Raw genomic sequence first — 24,566 nt, 5'->3', positions numbered from 1 at the left:
AGGAGAGAACCATGACAGCCCAGGTAAAACGCGCCGAACCAAGTGGCGTACCAAGCCCCAGCTACATCGACACCCCCACACGCTCGGTCACGGTTGGCAGCACTGCATTTGCCTACCGTGACCTGGGCCCGCGCAGTGGCGTGCCATTGATTCTGCTGAACCACTGGGGCGCGGTGCTGGATAATTTCGACCCGCGAATCGTGGATGGGCTCGCCCGCACGCGGCGCGTTATAGCCATCGACTACCGAGGCATTGGCGCCTCAGGCGGAACCGCACCAGTGACCATCGATGGGATGGCGCGGGATGTGATTGAACTGAGCAAGGCGCTGGGTTTGAACACCGTCGATCTGCTGGGTTTCTCTCTCGGGGGCTTCGTCGCACAGGACATCGTGCTGAAGGCCCCTGAGCGCGTGCGCCGGCTAATTCTGACGGGTACGGGGCCGGCAGGTGGAATCGGTATCGAACAGGTCGCCAAGGTCTCTTGGCCACTGATGCTCAAAGGTCTTTTGACCCTGCGCGACCCAAAGACTTATCTGTTTTTTACCTCCACAGCCAATGGCCGGTTGGCTGCCAGGGCTTTTTTGCAGCGGCTGAAAGAGCGCAAGTCAAACCGGGACAAAGGCCCGACTCCCTATGCCTTGCTGCGCCAACTGAAGGCCATCAAGGCGTGGGGCCGGCAGGCGCCTCAGTCGCTCGACCGCATCCGTGTCCCTGTCCTAATCGCCAATGGCGATCAGGACATCATGGTGCCGACCGAGAACAGTCACGACATGGCGCGGCGCATCCCTGGCGCGCAACTGGTGATCTACAACGATGCTGGGCATGGCGGAATTTTTCAGTATCACAGCGAGTTTGTGCACACAGCACAGGCCTTTCTTGAGGCCCAACCGGAGTCTATCGGGGCGATCAGCTCCCTCAGCGCAACGGAAACGATGAAATGAGTCAACCAACGGCAATTGTGTTCGGCGTGGGATCGGTACGCGGCGTTGGCGGGGCCGTGTGCAAAAGTTTTGCGCGCGAGGGCTATCACGTCATCGTTGTGGGCCGTACGCCAGCCAAGATCGACACGGTGGTGGCAGAAATCACCGCTCTGGCCGTCGGCAGCGCCGAGGCGTTACCAACTGACGTAACCGACGAAACCCAGGTAATGGCAGCGTTCGATCGCGCGATGAGTCCCGGCACCGGGCGCGAGCCTGCCGATGTGGTGATCTCCAACGCGGGTAACAACGCCGTTATCGAATTCACCCAGTTAACCGCCGCGCAGTTTGAGGACTTCTGGCGCGTTGGTTGTTACTCTGGCTTCCTGATCGGTCGCGAAGCCGCCCGCCGGTGCCATTGGGCCGGGGCACCGTGATCTTCACGGGCGCCTCAGGCAGCCTGCGCGGCAAGCCCGGCTATGCCCACTTCGCCGCTGCCAAAGCCGGGTTGCGCATGATCGCGCAGAGCATGGCTCGTGAGTACGGGCCCAAAGGCATCCATGTTGCCCATGTCGTCATTGACGGCGGAATCAGTGGAGATCGGCTTCAGGCCGTCTTTCCCGACAGAGACCTTTCCGCGTCGGACGGCCTGCTCGGCTATGACGCCATCGCCGACAACTACTGGCTGCTGCACCGCCAGCCGAAATCGGCGTGGACCCAGGAGCTCGACCTGAGACCGTTCAAGGAAAACTGGTAACTGCGTCGCCTCAAGCCCCCGGCCCCACGACACCCATTCGTTCAAAAACTCCAGAGAACCATCCCACCATGAAGGCGTTCATCATTGATCGTTACGGGAAGAAAGAGGTTGGCCACATCAGCGAAATGCCCGCCCCTGAAGTACGGGATGATGACGTGCTCATCCAGGTTCACGCGGCGAGCGTCAACCCGTTGGATAGCAAGATCAAGAGCGGTGAATTCAAGCTGATTCTTCCCTACCGTCTGCCGCTTGTTATGGGCAACGACGTGGCCGGTAAGGTCGTGCGCGTTGGCGCCCGCGTTCGCGACTTCAAGCCGGGTGACGAGGTTTATGCGCGTCCGGATGATGACCGCATCGGCACCTTTGCCGAGCTTATTGCCGTCAAGGCGTCGTCAGTTGCAGTGAAGCCCAAAAACCTCAACATGGTAGAGGCCGCCGCCCTGCCGTTGGTGGCGTTGACTGCCTGGCAGGTGCTGGTCGAAACCGCTCAGTTGCAGAAAGGGCAGAAGGTATTTATCCAGGCCGGTTCCGGCGGTGTCGGATCCGTTGCCATCCAGTTGGCCAAGCACCTGGGCGCCTTTGTCGCCACTACCACGAGTACAGCCAATGTCGATTGGGCAACCGCTTTGGATGCGGACGTCATCATCGATTACAAAACGCAGGATTTTTCCAACGAACTGCGCAACTACGACGTGGTGCTGAACAGCCTGGGCAACGACGAGTTGAACAAATCTCTGCATATTCTCAAACCCGGTGGGCACCTCATCTCCATTTCCGGGCCGCCCACCCCGGCGTTTGCCGCCGCGCGTGGCCTGGCTTGGCCGCTCAAACAGGTGCTGCGTCTGCTGAGTGCCGGTATCCGGAGAAAGGCAAGGCAAAAACAGGTGGATTACTCGTTTGTCTTCATGCAAGCCAGCGGCGCACACCTGCGCAAAATCACTGCCCTCGTCGAGGCCGGCGCCATCCGCCCGATCATCGACAACGTTTTTTCCTTCGCCGACACCGCTAAAGCACTGGCCTACGTTGAAAGTGGGCGCGCCAAGGGCAAGGTCGTGGTGAAAGTAATTTAGCCAGCAGCCCCCGTCGAGTTCGCAATCCAGGAGAAGACCATGACTATTTCTAAATCAGCCCGCGTTGGCACGCGCGCTATGGGCTGCGGCGACTGCCAACGGCCCTATCGACATCCTCATCAATAATGCTGGTTTCGGATACTTCCGCCGCTTCGACGAGGTCGACTGGACACGCGACGCGGAGCTCATGCAGCTCAACATGAACTCCCTGGTCGCCCTCGCACGATGCTTTGTAGACGCACACAAAACCACTAACACGCCCGCGTACATGGTGAACATAGCGTCCACCGGTGCATACCAGTCCGTACCCAACATGGCGCTCTACGCCGCCTCGAAAGCCTTCGTTCGCAACTTCAGCGAAGCGCTCCACGACGAACATAGCGGCACGCCCTTATCGGTCACCTGCATCTGCCCTGGCGGCACTGATACAGCCTTCCACAGTGCGTCAGGCGGCGACCACTCATGGATCGCCAACGCTTCGACCAAAAGCGCAGCGTTTGTCGCACAGTCCGCCATCCAGGCCATGTTGCGAGGCAAGCGCACGGTTGTACCTGGACTGTTCAATAAACTGACGTGTTTTGGCGTGCGTTTTCTGTCACGCCCTCTCGCATCACGGGTCACCACGTACGTGCTGGGCAAACCGACATTGGCTCTACCGGTACGCACTAAGGGTTGACCAAACGTCTGCTACTGGCCGTTTGCTGTCCTCCAGCAAGGGCTGCTTTGGGTCGTTAGCGGCCGGTTTCGAGTGGCCGCAAACGACCGATAGGAACCTCTGGCGAAAGGCAACTATCGGCCATAAGCACACATTCTGCGAGTTTGCTTTTGTGTACGCCACAAGCATCGTCAGCGTGGTCAGCAACCACGCCGGACTGCTTCAGCGCTGCCTTCTCTCAACGCAAACGTCAATTCTCCCACGTTCACGACACGGTCAGCTGCACGTTTATTTGTACGCAGAGATGTCGGCCAGTTCCATATCTGGCACGTCCGCACCTCGTCTCACTGGTAGAGGTGTCGCACTGGGCGCACCGGCTCGCAGTAGGTGGCGTACTGAAGACTTGTAAGCAACTGATTTTATTGAATAATATCTTTTCTAAAATTAATGTATTGCACTCCATGCTGGCAAATGGCAATTTCTCATTCGGATCAGGCCATGACCGAATGGAAACAACATGCCAAACACTTATAATATTTACAAAATCAAACACCACAAGGTAAAAGAACTAAAGGACAAGCTTAAATCCGTAGGCCTGGTCGAGCAGAAGACCCTTCCAACTTTAAATTACTCGAAGACCTTTTATTTTCAGAAAATATTAAAGGCAATGATGTTTGGTGGTGGAAAACATACAGAGAGTTCTTCAATGACGATGTAAAAGAGCCAAAAAATACTTTTAACTTTGGCGTGCTATTATGCCAAAACCTAGAGAATGAAGAGCAGATCTATGCAGTGAGCCTGGGGAAGTCTCACTTTTATCTCTCCAAATTTATTCACCTAGATTTCGGGATCGATCTTGCGATACGCGTTGCAGATGAAAACTCAATACTGCTGAAAAAAAGCCGTTATTTCACAGGCACAAAGCGACAAGACGTGTCCTCCTATCAACGCTTCCAGATAGATAGCTATGAAGCAGGCGAATCGGTCGACCACTTAAAGCTCAAGGCAGCTAACAAGCAAATTTGGGGTGAGCGCAACATAATTTTTGCCGATTCCATTCAGATGGATATGGACAAACAACCTTTGGAATTATCCGCAATTTTTCAACAGATTGATGAGAGTTTCCGTGGTGAAAAAATTATCCATTTGCCTAAGCTTGAATCAGTAGGTACCGAAGCAGCAAGTGAACTTGACAAACTATTGCTCGAACACCTCAAGAATGCAGATGGCCAAGTTCTCATCGAAGAGTTTCAAGTGCACGGGATAGCCATATGCTTTAGCTTCCATGATTACGATTATGAAATTAAGGCAAAAGTAGACAAGGGCAATCATCGCAAGTCCCTAGGTAATATCATTGACATTCAGTCTATCTCGGACTTCCTGGGCGACCACCCTGACATCACTGACATTAACAACGTTACTGTTCAATTCAAAAGCGAAGATACGGGCCGATTCACACGAACCCTGAAGGAAATTCTTGACTGCCCAATCGAATACGAAGAGCAACAATATTTCCTAAAGAATGGTGAGTGGTTTGTCTTTAACCAGACGTTTATGAACTACCTGAAGCGATCACTAGGCAGTATTGAAATCATACTGGAAGAGCCACTAGTTGAGTCTGCATTCATTGCCTGGCAAACAGAGAAAAGGGAAAATGCGAAACCAGACGATGACAAGATTGACTATCGAGAGGCGTATTTTAATCAGAAAATATGTAACGAACGGGGCTTTCAACTTCTAGATCGGGTCCTGACGGACATTAAATCACTCGAACAAAAAAGACGAAGCTATCAAGTAGAAGTCGCCGACATCTATAACGACGGAGAAATTATATCGGTAAAAATCTCAAAGAAAAAACCAGAGCTAATCTACAATATCGAGCAATCCCGAGACGCCATCACACTAATAAAAAACAAGACAATCAAGTTTGATGGCGAACTTCACAGCGCTGCCCTTTGGTTCGTGTTTTAAGACGATGTAGAAAAAATCACTGATGTAAACTCAATTCAATTCCTTTTGGCCGTAGAGTCCTGGCACAAGTTAATTAGAAATCATGGACTCACCCCCAGGATCTATATATCCAAACACGAAAGAGACGTTAATAAAAATGAAAGAAAAAAGCGTAAAGCACAACAAAAACTTTAGAGCATATTAGAAGTCCGTTATCAACCTTCAAGCGCTACCACGCTCAATGCACAGACTCATCGAGCAATCCAGCCTTATGAAGCTGATAGTTAATAACGGTTTAGTGCACGTGATAAGCCTCTGGCCGCAATCGCTCGACTGCCTACCTTGAGCCTATGCGGCGTGATATGCACAGATAGACACCTCGACCGACTACTATTGGCCCAAAGCCTTCTTCCACCAATGGCAACTATGGGTCGATAGCAGCCATTCGCGAGAGACCGCTTTCGCCCCATGGCGCCGTTGGCGCACACCAGGATTCGGCCAGATGCGCCCACAAGCCACCCCAGTTCGTTGCAAGAGTTGGCCCGTCTGGCTAAAGCCGCTCACTCATAGATCTTGCCGCAGTACAAGAAAACGGCGAACTGCCGCCACGAATTGGATGGTAGAAGCCCTTGACTCAACCCGAAATCGCTACTTTCCGCCCATGAAATAGCACCCTCCAGAAACGCTTCTATCGTCGTGTTCTCCCAGTCAATACTTGTTGATTTGTCTGCCGCCAAAGCCCGGGCAAAACTCAAAAAGGTCTCAGCATCTCTGACCTGATCCAAATGTTCATGAAGCTCCACAACATTCTCCATGCAAAGTCTGCGTCACAGGTGGTGCGCCAGTTTCTCCCATCAGCAATGCAATGTCTGTAATGGGTCAAAAGCTCCCATCAAGAATCCCAGCTTGAATCCCCACCCCAACCCCGTTACCCTCCCCCAGTCGCTGCAAATTCAGCGACTCGGGCTTGGCGGTCCGAGACGAAGGCGCAAAGCGCCCCACAATCACCCTCGCAGGCGCTTTTTTTGTGCCCGCGATGATGCTTTATGGCGGGCTGCGCATGGACTTCTTCGGAAGTGCCGGGTTCCTTCGTACCGGTCCGCCAACCTTGCGTAGTCCGTCACCCTTCCCTGCTTGGCGGCAGGCGGTGGCGGATCCTTTCTACGAAGGAGCACCACCATGACCAAACCCGTTCCCGATCCACCCTTCACCACCCAAACCAGCACCACCTTCGGCTCCTGCAACGGCAGCCACGACCCGCTGTTCGCCGTCCGCGCCGGTGTCTCGTCCGAAGACGCCCTGATCCACACCTCCATCCTGCTCAAAAGCGCCTACCAGACCAACGCCCACGCCTGTGAATTGGTCGATGCCGAGGTGCGCGGGTTGCTCTGGGCGACCGAGCAATCACTGGAGATGAGCCTCGCCCTGGTCGAGGCGTTGCTGGACGAGTTCGAAGCGCGCTCGGCAACCGCAGCGTTGTTGCGGCGTTCGCTGCAAGCAGGGCAATCGGCGGTGGAATGATCGCCAGCGATTGTCCTGGGCCGCCGATGCGGCCCGCTCGTCCAGTGCCGAGCCTGGGCACCCGCCGCGTCGCCCCCGCTCCTTTGGCCCAACTCAAGCCGCCGGGCCTGGTTCGCGAGACGATGGCTGAAAGCCGGCCACCGCCTTGAGCTCAGGCAACGCCATCGATCCAATTGCGCGGCATTGCATACCAGCATCGAATGCGTCATCTGGACTCGCCCCGTGTCAACGTGCGTGTGATTGGGCCAGATTGCCCTGAATACATTCGCCACGTCCTTACGGCAGGCACGTTTAGTTGACCAGGTTCAACCAGGGCCAGCGTTCGCGATAGCTCGCCGCTTTTTGGCTGAACAAGCCAGGCAGCGGGTTCAGTTCGTTAAGCCTGAGCAGGTTGTTCTGAAGATCGTCCAGGCCGTGTGTGCTGTATAGCGCCCCTGTGTAGACATCCACTCCCAGGCAGGTTGCGCTGATCAGGTAGCGATCTATGCCATCGGTTACTTTTCTCAATTGAGGATAGGCGGCGCCGAATTTCGATTCGTACCACAGGTGAACGCGGGCCTGATTGCGTACCTCTACGTTGACCTCAAGATGGGAGCAGGCATCGCGAACCCGTGTGATAACTCGATCCTCGGCCTCCCATGAAAGGTCCTCATCGAAATAGGCGATGTCGTAATCCTTGATGCCCCATTCAGCGGGCTGTCCCGATTGATGATTCCAGAAGGTCTGGAACAGACATCCCGCTGTCAGCATGCAGTGAGGGATGTTCAGTGTCGGCAGGAGCGTAAGTAATGCGTGATTGATGGCGTTTTCTTGGGCGATCGCCAGCACGTGCTCGTTGGTCAGTGAATGCATCGTTACCCTCCATGGTGGCTGGGGTGAGCTTACCTGAGCGATGCCCGGGATGAATGATTTAATGTCCGCTTATAACTGTGGATGCAACCCAAAGCCGTCATCGGCCCATCACCCCAGTGCTTCGTTATTCTCCATCCTATCGCTTGAACTGAACCCCCGGGTGCCTTCGATTATTTCGTAATCGCGAAACTGAACGCCTGTTCTTGCAAGCTCGTTTTGATCAATGCAGCCAATTGTTGGGTGGCTGGTGTTGGGTCGTCGCCACCGCGGTGAAGCACATAGCCAAGGCTTGGCACGGCGGGTAAGCCAGAAACAACGGTGAGATGACTCGGCAGCCCGATGCGAGTTCGCAGCGTCAGGCCCAACCCGGCGGCGACGGCCGCCCAGATACCACCAACGCTGGGGCTGGTCAGGGCGATCCGCCAAGGTATTTGCGCGCAATCCAGCGCCTGGGTGGCGGCGCTGCGCAATACGCAAGGCGCGTCGAACATGATCAACGGCAGCGGTGAGTCATCAAGGGCAGTCAGCAATGGCGTATCGCGGGCCCCGATCCAGTGCATCTGGGTTTCGCCCAGTCGCGTGGCATAGGGCGACATGTACCCGGTGTCCCAGGTCAGGGCCAAGTCCAAGCCCCCGCTTTCGACCAGCGCCAGCAATTCGACATTTCGCGCAATCTTTACTTCCAGGCTCACCCTCGGGTACGTCTGGACGAAGCGTCGCAGGATATCGCTGAGGAAATGTTCCCCAAAGTCCTCTTGAAGCCCGAGGCGTATGGTCCCGGCGGCCTGGCTTTCATGCAGGGTCTGGAAAATGCTGTCGTTCAGCTCCAGCAACCGGCGGGCATGGCTGAGCAGTGTTTCTCCTACGGGAGTCAACACCAGCCCACGACCGGATTTAGCCAGTACCGGCGTGCCGACCTGCGCCTCGAGTTTCTTCAACTGGGCGCTCACGGCGGACGTCGATCGACCGAGACGATCCGCCGCTTTGGCGAAGCTGTTGAACTCCACGCCGGTGACAAAGGTGCGCAATACATCAAGATCGAAGGTCGGGCGGCGCATTCGATAGTCCACAAATTTGGGATGATTACCGCTATTAAATCTGATATTCGGCATTATCGCGAATTGATAGTTTTGCCCTGTCGATTAGCCAATCAGAGGGAAAACGTCATGAACCCATCCATGACCACTGCGCAAGCGCAACAGGCCGAATACCCGCAACCATTTGCCGAGTTGACCGAACATATGCTGTTCGGCGAGATGTGTACGCGTACGCAATTGACGCCTCGTGAACGCAGCCTCGCCACAGCCCAGGAGTAACCGGCCATGCCGTTTGCACGAATTTCACTGCACCGGGGCAAGTCCGCCGAGTATTTACAGGCGTTGTCTCAGGGTTTGCACGACGCCTTGGTCGAGAGCTTCGAAGTGCCGAAGACCGATCGCTTCCAGGCCATTCACCAACATGAGGTCGGAGAGCTGATATTTGATCCCCACTACTTGGGGGGGCCGCGTAGCCATGACTTTGTGCTAATCGCGATTACCGCTGGCCGTCCTCGAAGTGTTGAGACGAAACAGCGATTTTACCGCGGTCTGGTCGAGAAACTGGGGCGGACGACGGGACTGAACGCGGAGGATGTCATGGTGGTGATCACCACTACGGCCAGTGATGAGTGGTCGTTTGGTGGAGGGCGGGGCAACTAGCCTTCGGGTGAGTGCAGCGCCTGTATTCCATAATCGATAGCACCGGTAGGACATGCCGGTCAGACAGGCACAGCCTATTGGCGTACCTGCCAGTTTGGTTCAGCGCGCGTGCGGATGGTCGAGTACAGCCCTGGCTATTTGACCGATCACTGGTGTTGGAGGGGACATATCCTGTTGTGCCTGAAGGGTCGGTTGAATCCACCGCCGAAAGCGGTCGGTCGCCAACGACTGCTTCCGGCCAAAAGCGACCCTTGGGCAAACGATGAGTCCAGCATTTGCTGCATTAACTAAAGTTCGGCTCGGTCAACACGTTGCGCCCTGACGGGCGCAATCGCATGCGAAAAAGATAATCACGAAGCTTGGATGTTTTTTTCAGCCATTGTGCACTGTCGGGCACGCGTTCCAAATAATCGAGCATCGGCGTCAGGATGGCGTCCGCCATGCTGTAGTCCGCCCCGCAGAAAAATTGCTGCCCGCCCAACTGCTTCTCCAGCAGCCCAAGTGTTTGGGTAGCCATTGGTTCGGCGGTCGCCACAGCTTCTCTATCGATAGGGCGTGACGGTTGCGCAGGTGAAACCAGCAATAAAAGATAACGACGTATCAATCGATCATCGGCATACGTCGCCAAGGCAGCGGACCACTGATCGACCTTTACCCTCTGGGCCAAGTCTGCGGGTCTTAGGGATGCGTGCGCAAAGGCTTCATCCAGGTAGCGGCAAATGGTGGTTGTTTCGCTTACGCTCCGCTCTCCATGCAGCAATACCGGGACCTTGCCAAAAGGATGCAGTGCCTTGTGTTCAGGGCTGTGGAGCGTGATCGTTTTACCCTCCACGTGCATCCCATGCGTGTAATCGAGCGCTTTCTCTTCGCAGTAAAGTCTGACACTACGCACGAAGGTGCTAAATCCAGGTCCCAGTATGTGCAATCGCATGAGTAGCTCCTTGAGGGAAGAGTCGGCAATTCTGGTCGGTATGACTTTATGTTCAAGAACATAAAGTCCCGTTTTGTCATACTCCCTCTCACGCTTTACTGAGGAGAAGACGTATGCCCTGGCCTGCTACACAGCGCGCAACCACTCGACAGGTGATTTTGGATAGCGCAGCACGACTCTTCGCACTGGAAGGTTTCGAAAAAGTCAGCATCGACTCAATTATGGAAAGTGCCGGACTGACCCGGGGGGGCTTCTATAGTCACTTCGCATCCAAAACGGAGCTTTACACCGAAGCGATTAGAAATGCCGCGAACGCGGGGGGCGCGATACTGGAAGAGGCTGGTAAAGACGGTTTGCAGCAGGTAGTGAAAGACTACCTGCGCATGGACCATCGGGATGCAAGCCGTATGCACTGTCCGTTAGCCTTTATGGTCAATGATGCTGCTCAGCAGAACGGAGCCATCCAGGAGAGCTACACCCAAGTGCTCGAAGCTTTCATTGCACGTCTGGAATCCAGACTGAAATCGACGACAGAGACCGATACACGCCAGCATGCTTTGCAAATTGCCGTAGGGATGATTGGTGGCTTGGCACTAGCGCGAGCTGTGGCCGATGAGCAATTGGCGCAAGAGATTCTCACAGCCTGTCAACAGGGGTGTTTGCAGCTCGTTGAGCGATGACATGCCTTAGCAAGCAACGAAACGACTGCATGGGGTCGGTAGCGGTCAGTCGCGATGGCTGGTTTCAACCATAGCTGCCGGTGACGAAAGGCAGCAATCGGCCAGAAACAGCCGCTGGACGGAGCGAAAGCAAATGAGTAGCTATGCTTGGTATAAAGCCGGAACTGACTGAGCAAATTGGGCTTTCCGTCCAGGTGTATAAGCCCCTTCAGAGGAGACCGCCATAACCGTCGTCGATCGCCTCAGGTATTTGCGCGTCGTTCTAGTTTTGGCTGGCCTCGCGTGCCTTGCTCTCTACCCACTTATGTTGTTCTGGCCGTCTGGCTGGGCTTGGCACGTCGGTCACTCGGACTACCCGATGATGATCGTTGGCATCTACGCCACACTTGGCGTGTTCTTGATCCTGGCCGCACGTTATCCATTAGCCAATCTGAACCTAATCTGGTTCACTGTGTGGTCTAGCGCCGTACACGGAGGAATCATGGCTGGCGACGTGCCGGCGCTCTTCATCGTGGCGGTTGCCTTGGCCATCTTGACGCCCCGCTCGCAATTCGCCGCTCGGCCCCGGACACACAATGGGGACTAAGAGCAGGTTTGACTGTCAGGATAGAAACTAAAATCGCGTTTCTACGCAATTTTTTGCTCTGGTGATCAACCAACGCTGACAGATTTTGCGTAGCCACGCAGCCCTCAAGAATGTGTCCGCGTTTTTTCACCGCCTGGGACTTTTTCTGCCTGGCTACTTCAGACGAACCTTGGCGCGTGATAAACCAAAAATCGTCATGTAGCATAGACCAATGAGTAGTTCTACAGTCATCCCCTCACTACGCGCTTCTGCACCAACTCTAGAAGGTTTGTGAATGATAAAGACTATCCCGATGTGGAAAATGGTAATGGCCACCGAAGGTAAGATAACGGCACTTGTAGTACTGGCATTCGTACCTGTTTTCATCGTTGGCGGTGCGTGGATGTTTCTTGAAGGGTTGCAAAATGGGCAAAATCGCCAGGCTGCAACGGGATTTTGTTGTGTGGTTTTTTTTGGTGCGTGCGCCCTGCTCTTTGCACCTTCAAAAAAATATATTCCCGGCAAAACATTTCAGGCTTATAGAAATAAAAAACTCAGTTCGCAGACGGCCATTAATTACGGTTACGGAATCATTGTTTTTATTTCCGCAGTTTGTGTCGCCTTTGAACCGAAAGACGCACTAAGCGCAATAGGCTATGGAGCATCAGGCATCGTTAGCCTTTATGTTCTATCAAAAAGCTTAAAATTTCACGCCGATATCGATTTTTCGACAAATGAATATTTGGCAACCGAACTGGGATTTCCTGTCGGGGAGAAAATTCAGGTCAGCTACCAGAATTTTGATGCTGATGACGTTGATGTTGGTAGCAATGCTTTTGCCGCATCAGCGACAAAATTAATTGTAGCGTCATTTGATGGGCATCTTTGGGGAAAGCTGTCACGGGATCTGAATCAGATCTCGCACATTGGCATCATTGGCGATAAAAATCAAAATTACTTCGTTAAATTGCAGTTCAATGATGGAACCGATGCGTTGTTGCGAATTGGACTCTATGCAAAGCTCACATCAAGTCCCATCCTGGTAATAAGAAGGTTGTTGGAAACGATTGATGCAAGTCTCCTGAGTGGTAGTGGTGCATCACTGGCAACCCAAAGACGTCGGGTAGTTGTCAACTCTGGAACTCCAACCGAGCGTTCGAAAAACGTTGCGCCTGCATCCATGGCGCCTGTGCGCAACATTGAGGTTGTCCCTGGCGTATTAAATGCTACCCAGGACGCAGAAGAAGTTGCTCCCGGTCGCAAGCTGGAGCTTTAACAATGTCTCATTGCACAAAGTTTGAATTTTCTTATGTTAATGAAGAAGCCATTGCCAAAGCCTTCGGTAAGTTGGACCTTAGCCCAACGACTGGTCTGGTCTCCATATTTGCCAGCGACTTCAGTAAAAAGGTGTTGAGCAAAATAGGCTATATGGGCAAGCAGCAATTTAGAGCTATTTGTGGCCAAACGGCTGATAAAATCAATCTATTTGTTTGCCAAATTGAGGAGGGCTCCTACAAGCTCCTCATCGAACGAGAAACTATTTCGGCCGGCGATGAAGCAATAATGGCTGATTTGGCTTTAAACTTTCAGAAAGCGTACATCAGCGTAGCCATCGATGAAACTATTAAGCGCATAGACGCATCAGGTGTTCCTGCAAGAGTCAAAGAAACTTCTCAAGGGTTCGAGATTGAATTCGGACCTAACTACGAATACGGCATTCATGTCACCTTTACGGGCGATGAAATTACGGAGGAAGTGCACGGCGTGAAAGGCGACATTTGCACAAAGCTTACTGAAGAGCTTGAGTCTCTACTCTCTAGCCCTACTGCGGAACTTGTGACTGAATGGAAGCCGGAATATACCGTAGTCCATGAAGAGCAAACCCTTCAAATTCTCAGCGCGAACTTCTGAATGGACATCAATGTACACCATATGGCGTTGAGCAGCGTTAACGGCCCCGGGTTGCGCTTGACATTATGGGTGCAGGGTTGTGCGCTGAATTGTAAGGGGTGCTTCAATCAGAGCACCCACGCTCGCGAAGCGAGTACGCTGATATCTATTGATGAATTGGCACAGAAGATAAATGCACTGGACATCGCTGGAGTTACCCTCTCTGGGGGGGAGCCGCTCGACCAGGCGCCAGCCTTGGAGCAATTAATAAATGCAGTCAATGGCGAGAAAAACTGGATACTTTACACAGGCTATACGCCAAAAGAGATATTCCAGAACGAAGCCATGATTCGTGTTGTTAAAGCCGTAGACTTGACGCTGGCGGGTCGGTATCGGCATAACGCGAGCCATCCCTATCAGCACAAACAGATTATCAAAACCAGCGACAGAGTCGACATTGACTTTTTCCGCACTAGAAGAGTTGTCGAGTTTGTAGTTTCAAATTCTGGCATTACTAAAACCGGTCTTCCGATGAGTGTATAACTCAGTTCAAGCGCAGGGATAACAAGCATGAACCGTACCAAGCAGATAACAGATTACCTCAAAGCGCGCTATGCTATTTTGGTTATTGAAACGTTCGAGGAAGAGCGTGCGCTCAATGAAATATCTGAAATCGCCAAGACACTTAGCCATCGTTTGTTTGTTTGGAACTCGACGCTGGGCGTCCAGATAAATGGCGTCGTGGCCGGGGATAAAACCTTTGATTTGAAAGTAGCCTTGGACTTTTGCGAAGAAAAGGCGAAGGATGAAGGCAGCAAAAATATATTTGTTTTTTGTGATGCTCATAACTACCTTACCTCAAGTTCAAATCCCGTCTATCGTCGTCGACTTCGAGATTTAGCCATAAATATCCGCTCACGTGGCTATCGAAGCAATTGCATTATCGTGGCGCCCAGCTTTGAAATTGCCAATGATCTTCAAAAGGAAATCACGCTGATTGATTTTCCTTTGCCATCAAGAGATGAAGTTAAGGATCAGATAAGTAATTTTGTTAATTCATGGCAAGGCAACAGTAGCGTCAAGATTGATCTTTCCAGCGAAACCAAAGATAAACTCATTGATGCCGCTTTGGGTCTCACGGGATTAGAGATTGACAATAGCTTGTCTCGTTCATTGGTATCCAGCCTGAGTGTAAATGAAAATACCGTAAAAGACCTTCTTTCCGAAAAAAGACAAATTATACGGAAAACAGGTATTTTGGAATATATCGACTCAACGTTAAATCTTGAGGATGTTGGTGGGCTGGCAACGCTTAAGAAGTGGCTTAATTTGCGTAGCCAGTGTTTTGGGCAGATGGCTCAGGAGTTCGGTGTCGGAACCCCGAAGGGTTTGCTCTTAACTGGAGTTCCTGGTTGCGGTAAGTCGCTAACGGCGAAATGTGTATCGTCGTCATGGAACATGCCGTTATTGCGTTTGGACATGGGAAAAATTTTCCAAGGGGTGGTTGGCTCTTCAGAATCCAATATTCGTTCCGCCCTACGTACGGCCGAAGCTATTTCGCCCTGCATCCTATGGATCGATGAAATTGAAAAAGGACTTTCCGGCTCTTCCGGAGGCGCATCTGATGGTGGCACGGCCTCACGCGTATTCGGCACATTGTTGACTTGGATGCAAGAAAAAACGGCGCCTGTTTTTGTGTTTGCTACCGCAAACAACATCAACAGCTTACCTCCGGAGTTGTTGAGAAAGGGGCGATTCGACGAAATATTTTTCGTTGACTTCCCGTCGACATTAGAAAGAAAGAAGATTCTTGAAATACACCTCAAGAAGTTGAAACGTGACCCAGAAAAATTTGATTTGGATCGATTGGCTGCTCTAGGAGGTGAGCCGAATTTTGGTAAAGATATTGTGCTCTCTGGTGCCGAAATCGAAGCGTGGGTTGGGGACTCGCTGATTGAAGCGTTCTCACGGCGGATGAATGGCTCCGGTGATGTAAGCGACCTGACTATGGCTGATTTTGAAACTACCATTTCGCGTTTAGTACCAATGAGCAAAATGCGTAAAGACGAGTTTACAAAACTACGTGACTGGGCAAATCAAAATGCAATTAGCGCATCGGCTATGGTTGCCGGTCAGAATGATACGGAAACTCAAATCGGCGGCAGGCAAATTGATTTTTAATCTGCGGTGATTTTTCGGTGGGTAAGGCTTTTCAGCAGAACCGAGTGCGCCCAGGGAAGAAAGGATGACTTTCGTGGCCAACATTTCTTCCCTCGGAACAGAATTCCGAACCGCTAGATTTGGATATCTGTGAGCGGGATAGCTGTTGGCTCAAAGCGTGCACGCGCGAACGGTTGCTTCTGGTCGTTTCCTGCCCTCGCCAAAGGCTGCTTTGGGTCCAGGTTGTGTGAAAACGGGCTGGAAGCAGTTAACTAAACGCTATGCAAACAGATTCCATCTCTACCAACGCATTTTCACAAGCACCTACGAGATCTCGCACGCAGTAAAGTCTCCATCCCTTATCAACCCACTGAGTGGGCTGTCGATTCGCCAGCTAGGTGTCTGCCTTCGTTACCAGGTGATGATGATTCGCCCCAACCACCGGCCAGGCTCGGCGGCGGTGGATTTGTTCAGTGAGGCGCTGCGAACGCAAGCCCGAAAAATGAGCGATATCCTGGCAAAAGATTGTTGAAAAGACCTTCACTTTATGTGCGATCTGGGGCCTTACGTTGGTGGATGGGACAGTTCGATGCGAGCCATGTACAGAAGCCGCGACCCCATTTAAGGATAATATCCAGACTAAAAACCTGACTTCAAGTTGTAGAGAAGACATCCTGTTTCGGCATAAAAAATCGAGCAAACAATTCAGATTGCGATTTGATATTCAATTTGCCGTAAATGTTGCGGCGGTGAACTTTTATCGTCTCCACCGAGAGGGAAAGCTTCCCGGCTATTTCTTTATTAGAGAAGCCACTCAGTAACAACCTGAGCACATCACTTTCGCGCGTCGTTATTTGTGCGCCCAGCGGGGTCATCGTTTCTGGCCATAGCGGTGGCTCCGCGTGGTTTTTCCCGACGTCAGTTTCAAAACACATGCGCTGATGCATCAATGCAGTCACCCACGGCTTGATAATATCAAGTATTGTTATCTGCTCTTGATCAAAACGGACTTTGCTGCCAACGGAAATGCACAATGTTCTATCGGCGTCGAGCTGAACATTGTACTGCACCTCATCCGCAAAAATGTATTGCGCGAAATATTGATGATAATACTCAGTTTCAAGAAAATATTCTGGCGCAATATCCAGCAGGTGAAAGAAACCGCTCTGTGGGTTTTCTCGATTAGCGATATAAAACGGATCCAGCAGATAAAGCCCCTTCACGTAGCGATGAATGAACGCGTTCACCTCTTCCGCATCTGCCACCTCAGGAAGACTAACCACTTCCACTTGTTGACTGCTGAAAATCAATACAACCCAATTATCGATTTGCACGTATTCATTCAACACCCGAACCAGTGAACTCCAGAACTCTGGACGGTTCAACTGCATGATCAGCTTCCCAATCGATCGGTGCCAAGCCAGGCTCTGGAGGTCGAACGGCATTTTCTACCCCTTTTGGGTTAGGGATTCGTAGGTCAGGGGTAAGTATTCGTAGGTATTTACTATTCGGTAACGCCCGGTATATTCACTGCCAGGGCCTAGGATGGCCATGAGGGTACATCGTCTTGACAAGGATGTTGCATGAGAAAATCACATTTGCGAACCATTTTTTCGGCCACGCTTCTCTGTGTAGGGATAAGCACGTCAGTGGCGGCTGCAGAGCCTGGGATGTATCTGTATAACTGGTTCGGGCTTCTCGCACCGGAGACCCCAAAGGCGTTTGAACAGGAAACCGGCACCAGAGTGCACATGGATGCGTTCGACAGCGCCGACATCATGCAGAGCAAGGTAATGGCTGGGCGCACGGGGTATGACGTGGTTGTGGCCACCTCCGATGTGTTGCCAAGCCTGATCCAGGCGGGAGTACTCCAGCCGTTGGATCGTGAGCAACTGAGTAATTTGTCCCATATCGACCCTGATCTCTTGGCCCAGGTCGCGGTCAATGACCCTGGCAATCGCTACGCGGTGCCCTATTTATGGGGCACTACCGGCATTGGCTATGACGTTGACAAAGTCAAAGCGGCATTGGGTGATAATGCGCCGGTGAACAGCTGGGATTTGATCTTCAAAGAAGAAAACATCAGCAAGCTTCAGTCGTGTGGCGTGGCGATGCTTGACTCTCCAAGTGAGATCATTTCGATTGCTTTGCATTACCTTGGACTCCCTAGCAACAGTAAGAACCCGGATGATTACCAGAAGGCCCAAGCCCTGCTGTTAAAAATCCGCCCCTACGTCCTCTATTTCGATTCATCCCGAATCGACGCCGACCTGGCTGACGGCAATATTTGTGCAGTGGTGGGATGGGCCAATGGTGCCCTTGCTGCACAGGCCATTAACGAGAAGGCCAAGACTGGACGCAAGATTACCTACAGCCTTCCGCGCGAAGGCGCGCTGGTCTGGTCGGAAAACCTGGTACTGCTAAAAGACGCTCCCCACCCCAAGGAAGGCATGGCGTTTATCAATTATATGTTGCGACCAGAAATCATTGCCAAGACGTCAAACCACACGCTCTACCCTAACGCAAATAAAGACGCCACTGCGTTTGTCGAACAGACGCTGCGAGACAACCCTTGGATTTATCCAGACAAAAAGACTGTTGCGACACTTATTCCACTTGAGCCACTGCCATTGAAGCTGGAGCGAATCCGCACACGGGTCTGGACCAAAGTGAAGAGTGGTGTGTGATCTGACGTGATCTGTCGCAGTTGCTCGATGCAAGCCTTTATTTTTATACAGGCGTGGATCGAGCAGCACATTAATGCCTGCTACTCCCTTGAGCCCGAGATGACCCAGGGCCCTCTCCGACCCACTGATTAAACGCCCGGTGAAACACGCTCGCCTCGCGTTGGAGTTGGCGTCGGAAGCTGCCAATACTGATGGCCCTTGCTCTGGCCATTGCGAGTAACGGCATTCGCGCAGCTGGGCTGAATGTACCCAGCGTCCTGACATTGCTGTCTGCGACAGCGTCAATTCAACACCTTAGGTAAAAAGAGAACAGCGGATGTTCAGCCCAGCCCATCAGACCCACTTCAGTTTGACAATCGACGGTTTTGAGCACGATTTCCAAGTGCTCGCATTCAGCGGAGAGGAGGCGATCAGCAGGCCTTACTTCTTCAACGTGGAACTTGTTAGCGAGCGGTCTGACCTGGATCTCGAAAGCCTCTTCGACCTTGAGGCTTTTCTGACCTTCGATGCGCAGGGCAACGGCATTCATGGACGGGTCTATCACATCGCTCAATGCGGTAACGGTCAGCGTTTGACGCGCTACAGCCTGGCCCTTGTACCGCACCTGTCCTACTTGCGCCACCGCATCAACCAGAGGATCTATCAACAGTTCTCGGTGCCGAAAATCGTTGCGTTGATATTGGAAGAGCACGGGATTTTGGGCGACGCTTATCGGTTTCATCTAGGGTCGACCTATCCCGAGCGTGACTACTGCATCCAGTACGATGAAACGGATTTGCACTTTGTTCAGCGCTTGTGCGAAGAAGAAGGTATCCACTTTCACTTCCAACACAGTGCTCAAGGCCACGTGCTGGTCTTTGGCGATGATCAGGCGGCTTTTCCCAGGATTGGGCAACCCACTGCCAATCTTCGTGCTATGCAGCGCCGCCACGCGGTTTATCGTCAAGCTGAAGGGCAAAGTGACCAGGCCCGGTTAGCCAGTGGCCATGTGCTGGAAATCTCCGGCCAGCCACGCCAAGCGTGGAACGCCCTATGGCTACTGACCCAGGTCATCCACGAAGGCAAGCAACCCCAGGTATTGAGTGAGCACGTCGCCAGTGGCCACACTGACAACCAGGATGACTTTCATCAGGGTTACCGCAACCGCTTTATGGTTCTGCCGTGGGACGTGCTCTATCGTCCGCCTTTGACTCACATGAAACCTCAGGTGCCTAGCAACCAGACCGCTGTAGTCATCGCAGTGGAAGACGAGGAGACCCCGAGTGATCGGCGCCTCGGAAGGGTCAAGGTCAAGTTCCCCTGGGGCAGCGAAGATAGATTTGACGACAAGAATAGTTGTTGGCTGAGCGGGGCTGCCAATTGGAGTTGTGAAATTACGCCCCCGCGAACGGGCATGGAAGTCATGGTCACATTTCTCGAAAGCGACCCCGATCAACCGCTGATCAGCGGTTGCCTGTGTTGCCGCTAACCGCAACCCCAATCAGGGCCGCGGGCCGAAATACAGCGCCTCGGCGATGTACATCACCGGCCCGGCGCGCTCGGCGACGATGATTTCGTAGTCAACGCGGTTTTCCCGCAGCATGTCCGCGCCGAGGATGCAGATGCACAAATCTACGCGCTACTTCGAGCCGCTGCTTCAGGGCTGCACAGAGGTGCAGTTCTCTGTACCACGACTTTACAAACTGCCTTCTTTGTAGAGCGATGATTGAAGAAACTCTGCAATCAGCGCTGTAACCTGCTGTTGGATCGCCTCGCGCGGGCGAGTGCTGTCGCCATCCTCGCAAATGATGCCATCGCCTGGTACGTCTTCTTCGAGCAGTACCTTCGCACCAGGTTTGCATACCGACAAGAAGCTGAAGTGGCTTGCGTCGCTGATTTCGACGTAACGGCTTGACGCCGCAGGCAGGCGTTTGGCCAGGTTGGCAGACTCCAACGCAGCGGGAAGCTCGTGCGACGGTGCGCCGGCAGCGATCACCAGCGCAGGTACTGGCAGCGCGGCCAGGCTTTCATCGGTCAGGCCCCGTGAAAGGCCCAGGTCCAATGTAACCACGGCAGCGACGCGTTTATCGCGCCAGTCGGCGGCCAATGCGGCCTTTGATTTTGAGCTGTTTGCAGGGTTTATCGTTGCGTAGACGGTGCAACCTGATAACTGCGGGTGTGCTTTGCATTCATTGGCGAAGCGGTCTGGATCGAAACGCGCACCGGCGATCTCCAGGGCGGTCAAGCCGCCGAGTGAATGGCCCACTACTGCAATTCGGCCATTGGCGACCACGCCGAACTTTTCAGGTTGGGTCGTGACCCTATCAATGACTCGGCGCATATCAACGGGGCGCTGCCATAACTGCGCCGCAGCCTGAGGGTTACGGTCCAGGGTCGTGGTGCCAGGGTGATTGATTGCCGCGACGATGTAACCCCTATGGGCCAGAGCACTGGCAAGCCAGGTCTGGTTGTTCCAGTTGCCCCTGTAGCCGTGGGAGAGCACCAGCAATGGATGCTTGCCAGCAGCTGGCGGCGCGTTACGAACGGCAGAGGCACCGACAAACACCACATCATCGCCGATCAATTGCGTGGCTGCGGTCGTTGCACTGGGGTACCAAACGACCATCTCCAGTGGGCGGTCATTGTGCGAGTCCGCCAGTGTGGACGATTGGAAGCCGACAGGGTTCTCGTCAGCAAGGGCGATAGTCGTCAGACAGGTCAACAATAAGCCGCTGAAAGCTATTTTCAATGTCGTTTCTTCCTTGATTAGACAAATGCATTGCAACCTGAACCCGCGTTAGGCGCATCCACCTTCGCATGGATGGGTTTGCCCCGCAATGGCCTCGCGCTGGAGCAACTGCCCATCACCGGGCGAGCCTGCCCCGCAGACTGATGCCCTACCCCGCGCCCACACCTTTGACACAAATCAAAGCGCCGGGTGTGGTTCGCGAGACGATGGCTGCAAGCAAGGAACGGATCGATAAGCGGCCACCGCCTTGAGCTCAAGGCCATGTGCGCAGCATTGTATAAGGAGCCTCATATGACCTCGTTGAACCACGTACTGGTTGCCACCGACTTGTCCACCTCTGCCCGCAACGCGGCAGAGCGGGCTGCACTGTTGAGCAAGGCGCAGCATGCAGCACTGGATCTGCTCTACGTTGCCAACCCCGCCCCGTTCGAGCGTCTCAAGCAGGTAGTGGTACCTGATGAGCACTTGTTGAAACGCGTACTGGAGACGGCCGGAGAAAAAATTCACGAACTGGCAGCAATGCTCTTTCAGCGCTATGACATCGACGCTGGCGTACAGGTCGCACCCGGCGCGGTTGTCAGCGAAATCACCCGCGTGGTGCAGGACAAACGCAGCAATCTGTTGGTGTGTGGGGCGAAGGGGCAGAGCCTGGCTCGTCGCCTGCTGGGTTCTACCGTGCAAAGAATGCTGAGCCGTATGCTCTGCCCGTTGCTGGTGGTCAAGCAGGCACCCCGCGACGCTTACCGTACCTTGCTGGTTGCCGTTGATTTTTCGCCTTCATCGCTGCGCACCATCGAACAGGCAAAAGCTGTTGCCCCGCAGGCCGAGATCATACTCCTGCATGTGTTCGAGGCCCCCTTCGAGGGGAGCATGCGCTTCGCCCACATCGACCAGGACACCCTCACTCACTACCGCAACGTCATCAGGAAAGATGCCGTGGACCAACTCGCGGCATTGAGCGAGGCCGCTGGGCTGGCCAATGCCCGGCAAATCGTGGTGCACGGTGACCCCTCCTGGCGGATCCTTGAGCAGGAGCAGGAGTTGGACTGCGATCTGATCGTGATCGGCAAGCAGGGGGAAAGCGCTCTGGAAGAACTGCTGATCGGCAGCGTCACCAAGCATGTCCTCAACGATTCTCAGTGTGATGTGCTGGTGTCTTTGTAGGCTGAGTAGTGTCGAGGACGCTGAATCAGCGTCCTCGACAACACGACATTTCAAACTGCCGGCAGGCAGGTTTACCCCATCAGTAGCTATGCTTGATCTGTTGCCAGGCACTGGTAGCGACACCGTGAAAGGAGGTGTTCGAAATGCAACTGATCACGTTGAACATCGATAAGCCGCAGGTGACAAACTTCATTTTGGGCCAGACGCACTTCATCAAGTCCGTCGAGGACATCCACGAAGCGCTGGTAAACGCCGTGCCCGGTATCCAGTTTGGCGTGGCCTTTTGTGAAGCCTCTGGCAACTGCCTGGTGCGATGGTCCGGCACCGATACCGCCATGATCGAGCTTGCACAGAAAAATGCGCAAGCCATCGCCGCCGGCCATAGCTTCATCATTTTCCTGGGCGACGGTTTCTATCCGCTGAACGTGTTGAACACCCTGAAAATGGTTCCAGAGGTCTGCCGTATTTTCTGTGCAACCGCCAATCCAACCGAGGTGATTCTCGCTGAGACCGAACAAGGCCGAGCAATCCTGGGCGTAGTGGATGGCTTCTGCGCCACGGGTATTGAGGGCGACGCAGACATCCTGTGGCGCAAGAACCTGTTGCGCCAGATTGGCTACAAGCAGTGAACTGCTGCTGGTCATGGATGGCCAGCATCGGCCAGAACATCACGGCACCGTGAAACACTTGCCTTTGACCTGAAGGCAAAAGTCATTGTCCCCCAGGCTGCTTTTTCCGCCCCGCGCCTGCACCCAGAATCCACTCCTGATTTGACGTCCCGTTCAGGAGAACCCGTATGAATGTCTTCAAGCCCCTGCTGCTCGCCACCGCCCTGGCCAACGCCGCCCAGGCCTCCCTGGCCGCCGACTGGCAACACTCGCCCTACGGCCAGCACGACGAAATCGGCGCCGCCAACCTGCTCACCGCCGACGTGGTCAAGCAGGCGGTCGGCCTGGTCAAGACGGGCAAGACATACCCGTTGGCCGTCCCCGTGGACAAGAACCTTCCGGCTTTCCGCCATCGCAGCTTTCGCCTGTACAACGTGCAGGTCGGGCAGCAAGCCGGCAAGTCGCTGGGACCGAACCAGTTCACCTTCAACGATGAACTGGTGAACGCCTGGACCGGCGTTGGCACCCAACTCAACGGGATCGGCCATATCGGCATCGACAACGTGTACTACAACGGCAACAAGGCGGCCGACTTCGTGACGGTCGATGGCGTCACCAAGCTCGGTGTAGAGAAAGTGCCGCCGATCGTGACCCGTGGCGTGGTGCTGGACATGACGGCCTACTACGGCAAGGCCATCGTGCCCGGTGGCACGGAGTTCAGCGTGGCCGACATCCAGGCGGTGTTGAAGCAGCAAGGCCTGACCCTGCGCAAGGGCGATGTGGTGCTGTTCAACACCGGCTGGCTGGAATTGATCGGCAAGGACAACAAGCAGTTCCTGGAAGTGGAACCCGGTATCGGCATGGAAGCGGCGCAGTGGCTGGCCGACCAGGGCATCGTCGCCTTCGGCGGCGACACCTGGGCCAGCGAGGTTTGTCCGAACCCGCATGGCAAGGACGAGTTCCCGGTCAACCAGTACATGCTGGCCAAGCGCGGCATCTACAACCTGGAACTGATCGACAGCCGTGCATTGGTGCGCGACAAGGCCTTCGAGTTCCTGTTCGTGCTCGGCCAGCCGCTGTACAAGGGCTCGACCCAGGTCAACATCAACCCTGTGGCCATTCACTGATAGCGCTCTGGCGTTAGTCGATGCGTCGCTTCACATCCGGTGTCTTCGCAGGCAACCAACATATCGCTTTTTACGATGGAACCTATTTTTAACATAGGCAAAAAAGCGATGACAATGACGCCATCGAAACACACCTCAAGGTGACGTCATGAAACTGCAAGCCACCCACAAATCCTTCGCTGAACGCATCGTCCATGCCGTCGGCTTTGAAGTCATCGCCGTGCTGATCTGCGCGCCGATCGGCGCCTGGCTGCTCGACCGTTCGATGCTGGAGATGGGCGCGCTGGCGGTGATGCTGTCGACCGTGGCGATGATCTGGAACATGCTCTACAACGCGGCGTTCGACCGCTTCTGGCCCGTGAGCCGGGTAGCGCGTACGGTCAAGGTCCGCGCCCTGCACGCGGGCGGCTTTGAAACCGGCTTTGTGCTGATCGGCGTGCCGATTGCCGCGTTGATGCTCGATGTCTCAATGGTGCAGGCGTTTTTGCTGGAGATCGGTTTCTTCGCCTTCATGCTGCCCTACACCATGGCCTACAACTGGGTCTATGACCTGCTGCGTCAGCGCCTGCTGAGGGCGCCAGTCAGTGTGGCCCGGGCCCGGTAACGG

General features: G+C 53.9%; 27 protein-coding genes and 3 pseudogenes. 23 read left to right on the top strand and 7 right to left on the bottom strand.

The window, feature by feature from the left end; genetic code table 11:
- Window positions 1-11: 11 nt before the first annotated feature.
- From PspR32_RS10010 to PspR32_RS09990, 6 genes are all read left to right on the top strand, one after another.
- Window positions 12-941, top strand: a complete 930-nt coding sequence (locus PspR32_RS10010; RefSeq protein WP_010225369.1) for an alpha/beta fold hydrolase — start codon at window positions 12-14, stop codon at window positions 939-941.
- Entirely contained in the window at window positions 938-1,354 is a 417-nt protein-coding gene (locus tag PspR32_RS26460) for an SDR family NAD(P)-dependent oxidoreductase (RefSeq protein ID WP_198421655.1), read from the top strand. Before PspR32_RS10010 ends, PspR32_RS26460 begins: the two co-directional genes overlap by 4 nt.
- Window positions 1,351-1,674, top strand: coding sequence for an SDR family oxidoreductase (locus tag PspR32_RS26455; protein WP_198421654.1), 324 nt, complete (start codon window positions 1,351-1,353; stop codon window positions 1,672-1,674). The genes PspR32_RS26460 and PspR32_RS26455 overlap by 4 nt, the downstream gene beginning before the upstream one ends.
- Before the next feature lie 68 nt (window positions 1,675-1,742).
- Window positions 1,743-2,744, top strand: coding sequence for an NADP-dependent oxidoreductase (locus PspR32_RS10000; RefSeq protein ID WP_010225373.1), 1,002 nt, complete (start codon window positions 1,743-1,745; stop codon window positions 2,742-2,744).
- A 64-nt stretch (window positions 2,745-2,808) separates the two neighbouring features.
- On the top strand, window positions 2,809-3,420 hold the full coding sequence (locus PspR32_RS09995; RefSeq protein WP_051636740.1) for an SDR family NAD(P)-dependent oxidoreductase: 612 nt from the start codon (window positions 2,809-2,811) through the stop codon (window positions 3,418-3,420).
- Window positions 3,421-3,984: 564 nt separating this feature from the next.
- The gene (locus PspR32_RS09990; protein WP_335927522.1) at window positions 3,985-5,370 is read left to right on the top strand and encodes a DUF6119 family protein; all 1,386 of its coding nucleotides are present in this window, start codon (window positions 3,985-3,987) and stop codon (window positions 5,368-5,370) included.
- Window positions 5,371-5,909: 539 nt separating this feature from the next.
- On the opposite strand, the gene PspR32_RS09985 is transcribed toward PspR32_RS09990, so the two are convergent.
- Window positions 5,910-6,152, bottom strand: a complete 243-nt coding sequence (locus PspR32_RS09985) for a DUF7660 family protein (protein ID WP_232531837.1) — start codon at window positions 6,150-6,152, stop codon at window positions 5,910-5,912.
- A gap of 376 nt (window positions 6,153-6,528) precedes the next feature.
- On the opposite strand from PspR32_RS09985, the gene PspR32_RS09980 reads away from it, so the two are divergent.
- Entirely contained in the window at window positions 6,529-6,870 is a 342-nt protein-coding gene (locus PspR32_RS09980) for a DUF6124 family protein (RefSeq protein ID WP_159388398.1), read from the top strand.
- Between the two features lie 291 nt (window positions 6,871-7,161).
- Here the strand turns inward: PspR32_RS09980 and PspR32_RS09975 are convergent, their stop codons facing one another.
- A complete protein-coding gene (locus PspR32_RS09975) occupies window positions 7,162-7,722 on the bottom strand; it encodes a nucleotidyltransferase family protein (protein WP_159388397.1) in 561 nt (186 codons plus the stop codon).
- A gap of 170 nt (window positions 7,723-7,892) precedes the next feature.
- Window positions 7,893-8,780: a LysR substrate-binding domain-containing protein gene (locus tag PspR32_RS09970; protein WP_159388396.1), complete on the bottom strand. Its 888-nt coding sequence runs from the start codon at window positions 8,778-8,780 to the stop codon at window positions 7,893-7,895.
- Window positions 8,781-8,888: 108 nt separating this feature from the next.
- Here PspR32_RS09970 and PspR32_RS09965 point away from each other — a divergent pair, with 108 nt between their 5' ends.
- The 3 genes and pseudogenes from PspR32_RS09965 to PspR32_RS26345 all read left to right on the top strand — a co-directional run.
- The gene (locus PspR32_RS09965; protein ID WP_159388395.1) at window positions 8,889-9,038 is read left to right on the top strand and encodes a hypothetical protein; all 150 of its coding nucleotides are present in this window, start codon (window positions 8,889-8,891) and stop codon (window positions 9,036-9,038) included.
- Between the two features lie 6 nt (window positions 9,039-9,044).
- Complete coding sequence (locus tag PspR32_RS09960) at window positions 9,045-9,419, top strand: tautomerase family protein (protein ID WP_036994734.1); 375 nt, start codon at window positions 9,045-9,047, stop codon at window positions 9,417-9,419.
- 36 nt (window positions 9,420-9,455) lie between these two features.
- Window positions 9,456-9,653: pseudogene (locus tag PspR32_RS26345) on the top strand (DHCW motif cupin fold protein); the annotation flags it as partial.
- 49 nt (window positions 9,654-9,702) lie between these two features.
- Here PspR32_RS26345 and PspR32_RS09955 read toward each other — a convergent pair.
- A complete protein-coding gene (locus PspR32_RS09955) occupies window positions 9,703-10,350 on the bottom strand; it encodes a glutathione S-transferase family protein (RefSeq protein ID WP_036994661.1) in 648 nt (215 codons plus the stop codon).
- Window positions 10,351-10,463: 113 nt separating this feature from the next.
- Between PspR32_RS09955 and PspR32_RS09950 the strand changes: the two genes are divergently transcribed.
- The 7 genes and pseudogenes from PspR32_RS09950 to PspR32_RS26335 form a co-directional block, all read left to right on the top strand.
- On the top strand, window positions 10,464-11,030 hold the full coding sequence (locus PspR32_RS09950; RefSeq protein ID WP_100782281.1) for a TetR/AcrR family transcriptional regulator: 567 nt from the start codon (window positions 10,464-10,466) through the stop codon (window positions 11,028-11,030).
- A 223-nt stretch (window positions 11,031-11,253) separates the two neighbouring features.
- Window positions 11,254-11,616, top strand: a complete 363-nt coding sequence (locus PspR32_RS26340; protein ID WP_232531877.1) for a DUF6632 domain-containing protein — start codon at window positions 11,254-11,256, stop codon at window positions 11,614-11,616.
- A gap of 307 nt (window positions 11,617-11,923) precedes the next feature.
- A complete protein-coding gene (locus PspR32_RS09945; protein WP_232531834.1) occupies window positions 11,924-12,871 on the top strand; it encodes a hypothetical protein in 948 nt (315 codons plus the stop codon).
- Window positions 12,872-12,873: 2 nt separating this feature from the next.
- Window positions 12,874-13,506, top strand: a complete 633-nt coding sequence (locus PspR32_RS09940; protein WP_010225405.1) for a DUF2997 domain-containing protein — start codon at window positions 12,874-12,876, stop codon at window positions 13,504-13,506.
- Window positions 13,507-14,028: a 4Fe-4S single cluster domain-containing protein gene (locus tag PspR32_RS09935; RefSeq protein ID WP_010225407.1), complete on the top strand. Its 522-nt coding sequence runs from the start codon at window positions 13,507-13,509 to the stop codon at window positions 14,026-14,028.
- A 27-nt stretch (window positions 14,029-14,055) separates the two neighbouring features.
- A complete protein-coding gene (locus PspR32_RS09930) occupies window positions 14,056-15,666 on the top strand; it encodes an AAA family ATPase (protein ID WP_159388393.1) in 1,611 nt (536 codons plus the stop codon).
- Between the two features lie 334 nt (window positions 15,667-16,000).
- Window positions 16,001-16,177: pseudogene (locus PspR32_RS26335) on the top strand (LysR family transcriptional regulator); the annotation flags it as partial.
- A gap of 121 nt (window positions 16,178-16,298) precedes the next feature.
- Here PspR32_RS26335 and PspR32_RS09925 read toward each other — a convergent pair.
- Window positions 16,299-17,090, bottom strand: coding sequence for a response regulator transcription factor (locus PspR32_RS09925; RefSeq protein ID WP_159388392.1), 792 nt, complete (start codon window positions 17,088-17,090; stop codon window positions 16,299-16,301).
- A 138-nt stretch (window positions 17,091-17,228) separates the two neighbouring features.
- Here PspR32_RS09925 and PspR32_RS09920 point away from each other — a divergent pair, with 138 nt between their 5' ends.
- Together PspR32_RS09920 and tssI are read left to right on the top strand one after the other, a co-directional pair.
- Entirely contained in the window at window positions 17,229-18,332 is a 1,104-nt protein-coding gene (locus PspR32_RS09920) for a polyamine ABC transporter substrate-binding protein (RefSeq protein ID WP_010225414.1), read from the top strand.
- Between the two features lie 316 nt (window positions 18,333-18,648).
- The gene (gene tssI, locus PspR32_RS09915) at window positions 18,649-19,800 is read left to right on the top strand and encodes a type VI secretion system tip protein TssI/VgrG (RefSeq protein WP_159388391.1); all 1,152 of its coding nucleotides are present in this window, start codon (window positions 18,649-18,651) and stop codon (window positions 19,798-19,800) included.
- 21 nt (window positions 19,801-19,821) lie between these two features.
- Here the strand turns inward: tssI and PspR32_RS09910 are convergent.
- Window positions 19,822-19,920: pseudogene (locus PspR32_RS09910) on the bottom strand (tRNA (adenine(22)-N(1))-methyltransferase); the annotation flags it as partial.
- Between the two features lie 87 nt (window positions 19,921-20,007).
- On the bottom strand, window positions 20,008-21,060 hold the full coding sequence (locus PspR32_RS09905; RefSeq protein ID WP_036994652.1) for an alpha/beta hydrolase family protein: 1,053 nt from the start codon (window positions 21,058-21,060) through the stop codon (window positions 20,008-20,010).
- A gap of 291 nt (window positions 21,061-21,351) precedes the next feature.
- Here PspR32_RS09905 and PspR32_RS09900 point away from each other — a divergent pair, with 291 nt between their 5' ends.
- From PspR32_RS09900 to PspR32_RS09885, 4 genes are all read left to right on the top strand, one after another.
- Entirely contained in the window at window positions 21,352-22,224 is an 873-nt protein-coding gene (locus PspR32_RS09900; RefSeq protein WP_100782291.1) for a universal stress protein, read from the top strand.
- Window positions 22,225-22,367: 143 nt separating this feature from the next.
- Window positions 22,368-22,853: an adenosine-specific kinase gene (locus PspR32_RS09895; RefSeq protein WP_010225424.1), complete on the top strand. Its 486-nt coding sequence runs from the start codon at window positions 22,368-22,370 to the stop codon at window positions 22,851-22,853.
- A 167-nt stretch (window positions 22,854-23,020) separates the two neighbouring features.
- Window positions 23,021-23,959, top strand: a complete 939-nt coding sequence (locus PspR32_RS09890; RefSeq protein WP_159388390.1) for a cyclase family protein — start codon at window positions 23,021-23,023, stop codon at window positions 23,957-23,959.
- A gap of 148 nt (window positions 23,960-24,107) precedes the next feature.
- Entirely contained in the window at window positions 24,108-24,563 is a 456-nt protein-coding gene (locus PspR32_RS09885; protein WP_198421653.1) for a multidrug/biocide efflux PACE transporter, read from the top strand.
- The last annotated feature ends 3 nt before the right edge of the window (window positions 24,564-24,566 follow it).

The organism is Pseudomonas sp. R32 (assembly GCF_009866705.1).
GTDB classification, from domain to species: Bacteria; Pseudomonadota; Gammaproteobacteria; order Pseudomonadales; family Pseudomonadaceae; genus Aquipseudomonas; species Aquipseudomonas donghuensis.
Note: the sequence above shows the minus strand (reverse complement) of the source record. Positions and strands in the feature narration are given on the sequence as shown.